Here is a 7,317-nt window from a genome sequence, read left to right on the forward strand (position 1 = left end):
GGATTCAGAATAGGTCGTCGCCCTTGACTTCGGCCTGGGCAATGCCGCTGTACATATTGCGTTTTAGCCCGTAGGTGGTGATAAAGACCAGGTGCAGGGCCTTCTTGGTCTTGGTCTCCGTCCTGAAGGTTTCCGCCTTATTTCGAAGAATCAGGTCGTATTCCTTGTCAATCGCAAATTCGGACTGCGAAAACTTCATTTCGCACAGGTCGATAATCCTGTCGCGGCGTTCGATGACCAGGTCAATTTGCGCGCCGGGTTTCCCCTTGCTGGACCACGATGACCTTTCGGTAAGGACTCCCGCGATGCCGAGCTTGTCCTTGATTTTGTCGATATGGTCCTTGCAGACCTGCTCGAAGGAATACCCGCACCACGCCCGTTTCGCCGGATTGTCCAGCGTATTCTGCCAGTAGTTCTCGTCCTTGCCGTTTTGGTCTTTCAAAAACCGGAAGTAGAAAAGGGTGTAGTAGTCGGCGAGCTGGTAAGTCATCTGTTTCTTCTTGTTGCCGTAGTAGTTGTAGGGGCGAATGAATCCTGAATTGGAGAGGTTGTCGAGAATCTTTGTAAGCGTTCCGTTTTCGGGCAACTTTGTCGCTTCGGAAATTTCTTTCTTGGTGAGTCCCTTGTTCTTTTGGGAAAGCGCCTCCACGACCTTGACGTGCGCGTCCGCATTTTTGAACAAAGTTGCGTAAAGGTTGTTGAACTCGTTCCAGAGCTTTCCGTGCGGCTTGAAAAACAGTTCGTCGATGTTCTGCGCCAGGGACAGTTCCTTTTGCAAGTGGCTCAGGTAGAAGGGGATTCCTCCCATGACCATATAGAGCTGGATGATGTCGTAACGGCTCCAGACGATACCCTTGTCGTTCAGGAATTCTTCGGTCTCCCCCAGAGTGAAGGGCTCAAGAAAAATGCGACCCGTGGCGCGGTTGTAAAGTCCGCCGACATTGTTCAAGATGTTGTCTGTGAGCCATGTGGTTGCCGAACCGCATACAATCAGCAAAATGTTGTTGTCCCAGGCGGCGTAGCCGTTCCAAAAGACTTCGAACGCTCTCAAAAAGTCGGATTTCTGGGAATCCATCCACGGCATTTCGTCAAGGAACACGACCAGCTTTTCACCCGTATTCTTTTTTTCCAGCCCCGTTTGCAAAAGCGAAAACGCGTCAAGCCAGGTCCTGGGAACTCGCGACTCGCCAAAGTATTTTTGCAGGGCGAGGCCGAAGTTGGCAAGCTGCATTTCCTTGCTGCCGTCACAAATGCCCGTCACCTGAAAGTCGAAAGTGTTGTCGAAGTATTCCCGAATCAGGTATGTCTTGCCCACGCGGCGGCGGCCATAGACCACGACAAAATCGGAGCGCTTGGATTCGACGAACCGGTCAAGCCTGAGGATTTCCTTTTTTCTGCCGACAATGTGCATTTAAACCCCCTGTTTTCAGATTTCTTGTCTAAATATATAAAAATGTTCGACTTTTAGATTAAATGTGTGTTATTTTTAGTCTAAATCTTATAAATTATTATAGATTTAGACTAAAAATCGCTTGTTTCACGTCAAAATCGGGTCTTTGGCTAAAAATGAAACTGAAAGTGGGGCCTAAAGGTATATTGATAAATGGCGGAGAGTTGCCGTAGGTCGACTACAATAAAAATGGCACAAGCCTTACCTTGCGCCATTTGAGAAGTATGTATGCCGAAAAATTAAGCTTTCGTCTTTTTTTTGTTAAGTGGAGCTCAACGGAAATCGGGGACGATTCTGCGACAATGTTTGACCTGACTTTTAGCTATGCGTCACTCAATTATACAGACCGGAATATGGGAGTATCAGTCCGTTGCGTGAAAAATTAGCCGAGAAACGTGTAAAGTCAGGAAGACATCGGAGCCTGTGCCAAGGTTTATCGTATTTAGGATAAATATTTTTACTGAAATATAGATTTGTGCTGGGCCAAAATGCGGAGCACTGCGCCCCAGTAGCCGTGCATCATCGAAACCTTTTGAATGTAGAAATTTAACCCGTTATTCCTGGTTGACACATTCAGAATTCGGAGTCAAGATGTAAAGCTTTGGGAATGCTTCCTTGCAGTTTTCGTCTTGGGGAGCAGAGGTGTACCAAGTGAGCTTGCCGTCTTGAATGGAAGTCGTGTAAAGCCACGTTGAATTCGTGGAACAACCAAACATGCTTTTGTATGTGACGCCGATACCTGCGCCCAGGTCCTGTATCTGGAAATACATGGAAGCCGTCGTATCTGCAAAGCCAATTTCTTTAAAGCGGCCGAGTTTATTCTCCGATTTAAAGAATTGTTCCTGCTTTAGTATGTAAGTCTCGATGACGGCGGCGATGCTTTCGCTATCACTTTTGCTTGTTTTCTTGATGCTTTTTTCTCTCAAGTCCTTGTTGTAGGATTCAATGTTCAGGAATCCGGATTTGGCATGTCCGACAAAGCTAATTGATGTGTAAGCCGCACTGAAGACGATGCTCAAAATGGTGATGACCGTCATCCACTTGGCTCCTGTGTAATTGAAGCCTTTTTTGGTGTTCGTGTATTTCCCGTGTGCGATTTTCCATGCGTCAATATAGGTGAGTACGGAGACTGCAATGGACGTAAAGTACATGATGAAGTGTACTGCGACCGGGAAATATATTTCGAAGGGACTTAAAGCTCCCACCCAAAAGCTGAATGCAACTCCGCCAAAAATGAAGTACAACCATCCTCGTAAGGATCTCCCGCTCATAAAGCAGTGTACGCCCGCTTCTCCTAGAATGATGCTCATCCAGAAAATAAGCGTTCCTTTGCGGGGCTTGCCGTCATCTTCGGATTCTGCCGTTTCGGAGAATTCCGAACTTTCGTAAACTTCTTCCGTTTCCTTGTTTCTTTTGGGGTTGGGGGCGTCGCACCACAGGCACTGGGGCATGTCGTCTTCGTATTTTCTGCCGCATTTAGGACAAATCATCTTGTTTTCCTTTTTTACTTTGGTAATATATAAAATTTTGTATATTGACTTAAAGAAAAAAGGAGTTGAATATGCAATCAAGAGTTAAAGAGACTGTCATTCTGGCAGTGGCCATTTTGTGCCTGGGTGCATTTTTCTATCGCGCGCAAATTGACGTCAAAGAACGCGACCGCGTGGTGTTCGTGCGCGGCCTTGCCGAACGCGAAGTACCGGCTGATTTCGTGATTTGGCCGATCGTTTACAAAGAAGTGGGCAACGACCTTGCGGAACTTTCTGCAACGCTACAGTCCAAGACGCAGATTCTTGAAAAGTTCCTGCTTGAAAACGGCGTAAAAAAAGAAAACATTACTTACTCGACCCCGGCCATTGTCGATGCCGACGGCGAATTGTATAGCGGCGGTAAACATAATTACCGCTATGTGGCAACCGTGGTTGCAACTGTTGCGACAAACGATGTGGCCCTTGTCCGCAAGACCATGGAAAAGCAGGGCGAACTCCTGAAACATGGAATTGCCTTTAGCGGTAGCGATTACCAGTACCGCACCATTTATAGCTTTAACGGCCTCAACGAAATCAAGCCCGCCATGATTGACGAGGCGACAAAGAACGCGCGCACTGCCGCCGAAAAGTTTGCGAAAGATTCCGACAGCAAGCTCGGCAAAATCAAGACTGCAACGCAGGGCGTGTTCTCCATTGAAAACCGCGACGAAAATACGCCGTACATCAAGAAAGTCCGCGTCGTGACGAACGTGCAGTATTTCTTGGAAGATTAGGAAAAGACGACACCCGGCACCCTCTATCAAGCAAAATAGCGAAAAAAAGTGAGGGCAAAATTGGCGGTCGGTGTTTTTTTCTAAATTTCAAAAAAAATAGGAGTCTATATGAAGAACTTTAGCGAAAATATCAAGTACATCGGTGTCGATGACCGCGATTTGGATTTGTTCGAGGGCCAGTACGTGGTGCCCGAGGGCATGGCGTACAATTCGTATGTGATTGTGGACGAAAAGATTGCCGTGACCGACACGGTCGATGCCCACAAGGTGGGCGAGTGGCTTGCCAATCTGGATGCGGCTCTCGCGGGTCGCAAGCCGGATTACCTCGTGATTCACCACCTGGAACCGGATCATGCCGGCGGCATTGCGGACTTTGTCGCGAAGTACCCAGAAGCGACGCTTGTGGCGTCTGCAAAGGCGTTCGCACTGTTGCCGCAGTTCATGGCGCTCCCTGAATCGGTCAAGAAACAGACCGTGAAGGAAGGCGATACGCTTGCGCTCGGCAAGCATACGCTCCAGTTCATTGGAGCTCCGATGGTGCACTGGCCCGAAGTGCTGTTCAGCTACGAGCAGAGTGAAAAGGTCTTGTTCTCGGCCGATGCGTTCGGCAAGTTCGGCGTGTACGATGCCGATCCGGACGACTGGGCGTGTGAAGCCCGCCGCTACTACTTCAACATCGTGGGCAAGTACGGCAACCAGGTGCAGGCGGTTCTCAAGAAGGCCGCCACGCTCGACATCAAGACAATCTGCCCGCTGCATGGCCCGGTGCTCACCGAAAACCTCGGCTACTACATCGACAAGTACAACACCTGGAGCAGCTACGCTCCCGAAGACAAGGGCGTGCTCGTGGCATTCGCCTCGATTTACGGCGGAACCAAGAAGGCCGCGGAATTGCTCGGCGAAAAGCTCAAGGCCGCCGGTGTCGAGAAGGTGGTAGTTTCTGACCTTGCTCGCAGCGACATGGCCGAAGTCATCGAAGACGCCTTCCGCTACGACCGCATGGTGGTTGCCGCTCCCACATACGACGCGGGCCTCTTCCCGGTGATGGAAGATTTCCTGAACCACCTGAAGGCAAAGAACTACAGTAACCGCAAGGTTGGCGTTGTCGAAAACGGCACCTGGGCCCCGATGGCCGCGAAGAAGATGACCGAAATCCTCGCCACGCTCAAGAACGTGACGCTTGCTGAAACGGTAGTGACGGTGAAGTCCACGCTCAGCGCCGAATCCGAAGCCGCGATGGACAAACTCGTTCAAGAACTTGTGTAGGCGCATGTTTTCTCGGGTGCCCGACCTGTTGTAATTGTAAAATAAATTTTTGAGAACATTTTAAGAATGGCGAATTTCTTTGAATTTCGCCATTTTTGTTTGTTTTGTGGCTAATTACGGGCAAAAGAGCGGCAAAATGTTAAAATTTCCTATTGACTTTTTCCTTTTTTGAATATAAATTTTGAGAAAAATTTTGAGAACAATACGGGCGGGTTGCCTGCGGCTCAAAAAAAGGATGGATGTTATGGGTTGTAATTCGTTGAAAATGTCGCTCTCGGCGCTGCTTGTGTGCGGGGCGACGGTTGTCGGTACGGCGACTTCCGCGTTCGCGGTCACTTCGCCGGACTTCCCGATGGCGGGATTTGCCACGCAGAATGGCGGCACCACGGGCGGCAAGGGATATTCCGAGGTCACGGTGGACAACGTGAGTGACCTTAAGAGCTACGCCAAGGCGGGCAACAAGATTATTTACGTGAAGCCGGGGACGTACATGGGCCCCGTCGAGGTCGGCAGCAACGTGACGATTTACGGTTACCAGGGCGCCATCATCGCGCAGCCCAGCTCGGGTAGCGCCATGAAGCTGAGCGGCTCGAAGAACGTCATCATCCGCAACCTGAAATTCAAGGGCGTCGGCGCGCACGACGACGATGACGAGGATTGCCTGCAGGTGAATCACGAATCCAAGAATGTATGGATTGACCATGTGGATGTTTACGACGGTCACGACGGCAACCTGGACATTACCAATGCCTCGGACTACGTGACGATTTCGTGGACCAAGTTCAGCTATACCTCGGCATCGACCGGCCACCAGTTCAGCAACCTGATTGGCAACAGCAAGACAAAGACGAGCGACCGCGGGCACCTGAACGTGACGATTCACCATACGTGGTGGGCGGACGGCGTGGTGGAACGCATGCCGCGTGTGCGCTTTGGCAAGGTGCATGTGGCGAACAACCTTTTCGACAGCAAAGATGCGAGCTACTGCGTGCGTGCGGCCATCGAGGCGGATATCCGCATCGAAAGGAACGTATTCATTGGCGTGCAGAAGGCGCTTGACCTCTACACGAGCGACGGTGCCATCACGGCGGCGCAGATGATCGAAAATTACGAAGAAAACGTGAAGAAACCGCAGGCCGGTACGGGCACAGCGTTCAAGCCGAGCTATTCCATGAGCCTCACCGACGTAAGCACGCAGGCGAAGGCCTATGCCCTGCGCGATTCTATTAAGTTGTATGCAGGTGCGACTCTCCCGGATCCGGGTGCATCGTCTGTGGTGACTCCAGCAAGTTCGAGCAGTGCAAAGTCTAGCTCCAGCGTGGCATCGAGTTCTTCCGTGAAGTCCAGCAGCAGCGTTGTGCCTGCATCGAGTTCTTCTGCCAAGTCCAGCTCGTCGCAGACGCCTGTCGCTGGCGAGGCTAGCCTCACCAAGCATGGCTCGGGCAGCACCACGCAGACGGTTGCCGCAGGCGAATCGATTGCGGAATTCTACTACACGATTGCGGGTGCGACGGGTGCCACGGTGACGGGCCTTCCGGATGGCGTGTCGGGTACGCTCAAGGGTTCTGACTTCTATATTTCGGGGACAGTCTCTGCGACGGCTGCGCCGGGTGCGTACAAGTTCACCGTCACCACGACGGGCGCTACGACGAATGCCTCAAAGAGCGGGACCATTACCGTGACGGGGAACGGCACGGCACCTGCATCGAGTTCCTCTGCAAAGTCCAGCAGTAGCGTCACACCGCAGTCGAGCGATAGCGAGACAGACGTGTCCAGCAGCAGCGAGGCTTCCGATGCAATTCGCGGAACAGATTTTGCCCCGCAGTTCACGGTCTCTACCACAGGTCGCATGTTGCAAGTCCAGAATGCAGCGGGCAATACGATGGCGATTTTCGACATGCAGGGCCGCCTGCTCTTGACCAAACGCATAGCGACTTCCGCTGAGTCAGCGCTACTCCCGCATACGGGAACGTTTATACTGAAAATCGGCCCGCGCACCATGCGCGTGAATGCCCGCTAAACGAAAAATTTCTCCTCCAAAATACCGGCGCCCGCGTAACAGCGGGCGCTTTTTTAATGAAGGTTATGGAACTTACAGCGCCTGGATTTCTTTTTCAGAAAATCCAGTCGATTCCGCGATAATCGAGACGGCGACATTCTTTTCTTTGAGGACCTTTGCCATCTCGCGTTTTTCCTTTTCGGCTTTTGCACGTTCTTCTGCGGCGCCTTCGGTCTTCCCTTCGGAAAAACCGATTTCGTGTTCAGCCTTCAAGTCCGTCATGTTTTTCGCCTCGCAGTTGAAAAGTTCCTCTACAAAGTTAATCAATTTAACGGAATC

At 51.1% G+C, this 7,317-nt stretch carries 5 protein-coding genes and 1 pseudogene; 3 read left to right on the top strand and 3 right to left on the bottom strand.

The window, feature by feature from the left end:
- Nucleotides 1–4 precede the first annotated feature (4 nt).
- Together BUB22_RS11085 and BUB22_RS11090 are read right to left on the bottom strand one after the other, a co-directional pair.
- On the bottom strand, nt 5–1,411 hold the full coding sequence (locus tag BUB22_RS11085) for an AAA family ATPase (RefSeq protein WP_073115182.1): 1,407 nt from the start codon (nt 1,409–1,411) through the stop codon (nt 5–7).
- Between the two features lie 593 nt (nt 1,412–2,004).
- Entirely contained in the window at nt 2,005–2,940 is a 936-nt protein-coding gene (locus tag BUB22_RS11090; RefSeq protein ID WP_073115183.1) for a TM2 domain-containing protein, read from the bottom strand.
- Nucleotides 2,941–3,011: 71 nt separating this feature from the next.
- Between BUB22_RS11090 and BUB22_RS11095 the strand changes: the two genes are divergently transcribed.
- The 3 genes from BUB22_RS11095 to BUB22_RS11105 all read left to right on the top strand — a co-directional run bounded on the left by BUB22_RS11095 (nt 3,012) and on the right by BUB22_RS11105 (nt 6,999).
- On the top strand, nt 3,012–3,713 hold the full coding sequence (locus tag BUB22_RS11095; protein ID WP_073115184.1) for an SIMPL domain-containing protein: 702 nt from the start codon (nt 3,012–3,014) through the stop codon (nt 3,711–3,713).
- A 108-nt stretch (nt 3,714–3,821) separates the two neighbouring features.
- Nucleotides 3,822–4,979 (top strand): FprA family A-type flavoprotein, encoded by a 1,158-nt coding sequence (locus BUB22_RS11100; protein WP_073115185.1) that lies wholly within the window; start codon nt 3,822–3,824, stop codon nt 4,977–4,979.
- Nucleotides 4,980–5,223: 244 nt separating this feature from the next.
- Nucleotides 5,224–6,999, top strand: coding sequence for a pectate lyase family protein (locus BUB22_RS11105; RefSeq protein WP_083535510.1), 1,776 nt, complete (start codon nt 5,224–5,226; stop codon nt 6,997–6,999).
- A 72-nt stretch (nt 7,000–7,071) separates the two neighbouring features.
- Here the strand turns inward: BUB22_RS11105 and BUB22_RS11110 are convergent.
- Nucleotides 7,072–7,317, bottom strand: a pseudogene (locus BUB22_RS11110) (hypothetical protein); the annotation flags it as partial.

Source organism: Fibrobacter sp. UWCM, assembly GCF_900129735.1.
Lineage (GTDB): Bacteria > Fibrobacterota > Fibrobacteria > Fibrobacterales > Fibrobacteraceae > Fibrobacter.

Bases quoted from the DNA above. Each gene is read 5' to 3' on its own strand.
- BUB22_RS11085 (WP_073115182.1), bottom strand. From the start codon at position 1,411: ATGCACATTGTCGGCAGAAAAAAGGAAATCCTCAGGCTTGACCGGTTC.
- BUB22_RS11090 (WP_073115183.1), bottom strand. From the start codon at position 2,940: ATGATTTGTCCTAAATGCGGCAGAAAATACGAAGACGACATGCCCCAG.
- BUB22_RS11095 (WP_073115184.1), top strand. From the start codon at position 3,012: ATGCAATCAAGAGTTAAAGAGACTGTCATTCTGGCAGTGGCCATTTTG.
- BUB22_RS11100 (WP_073115185.1), top strand. From the start codon at position 3,822: ATGAAGAACTTTAGCGAAAATATCAAGTACATCGGTGTCGATGACCGC.
- BUB22_RS11105 (WP_083535510.1), top strand. From the start codon at position 5,224: ATGGGTTGTAATTCGTTGAAAATGTCGCTCTCGGCGCTGCTTGTGTGC.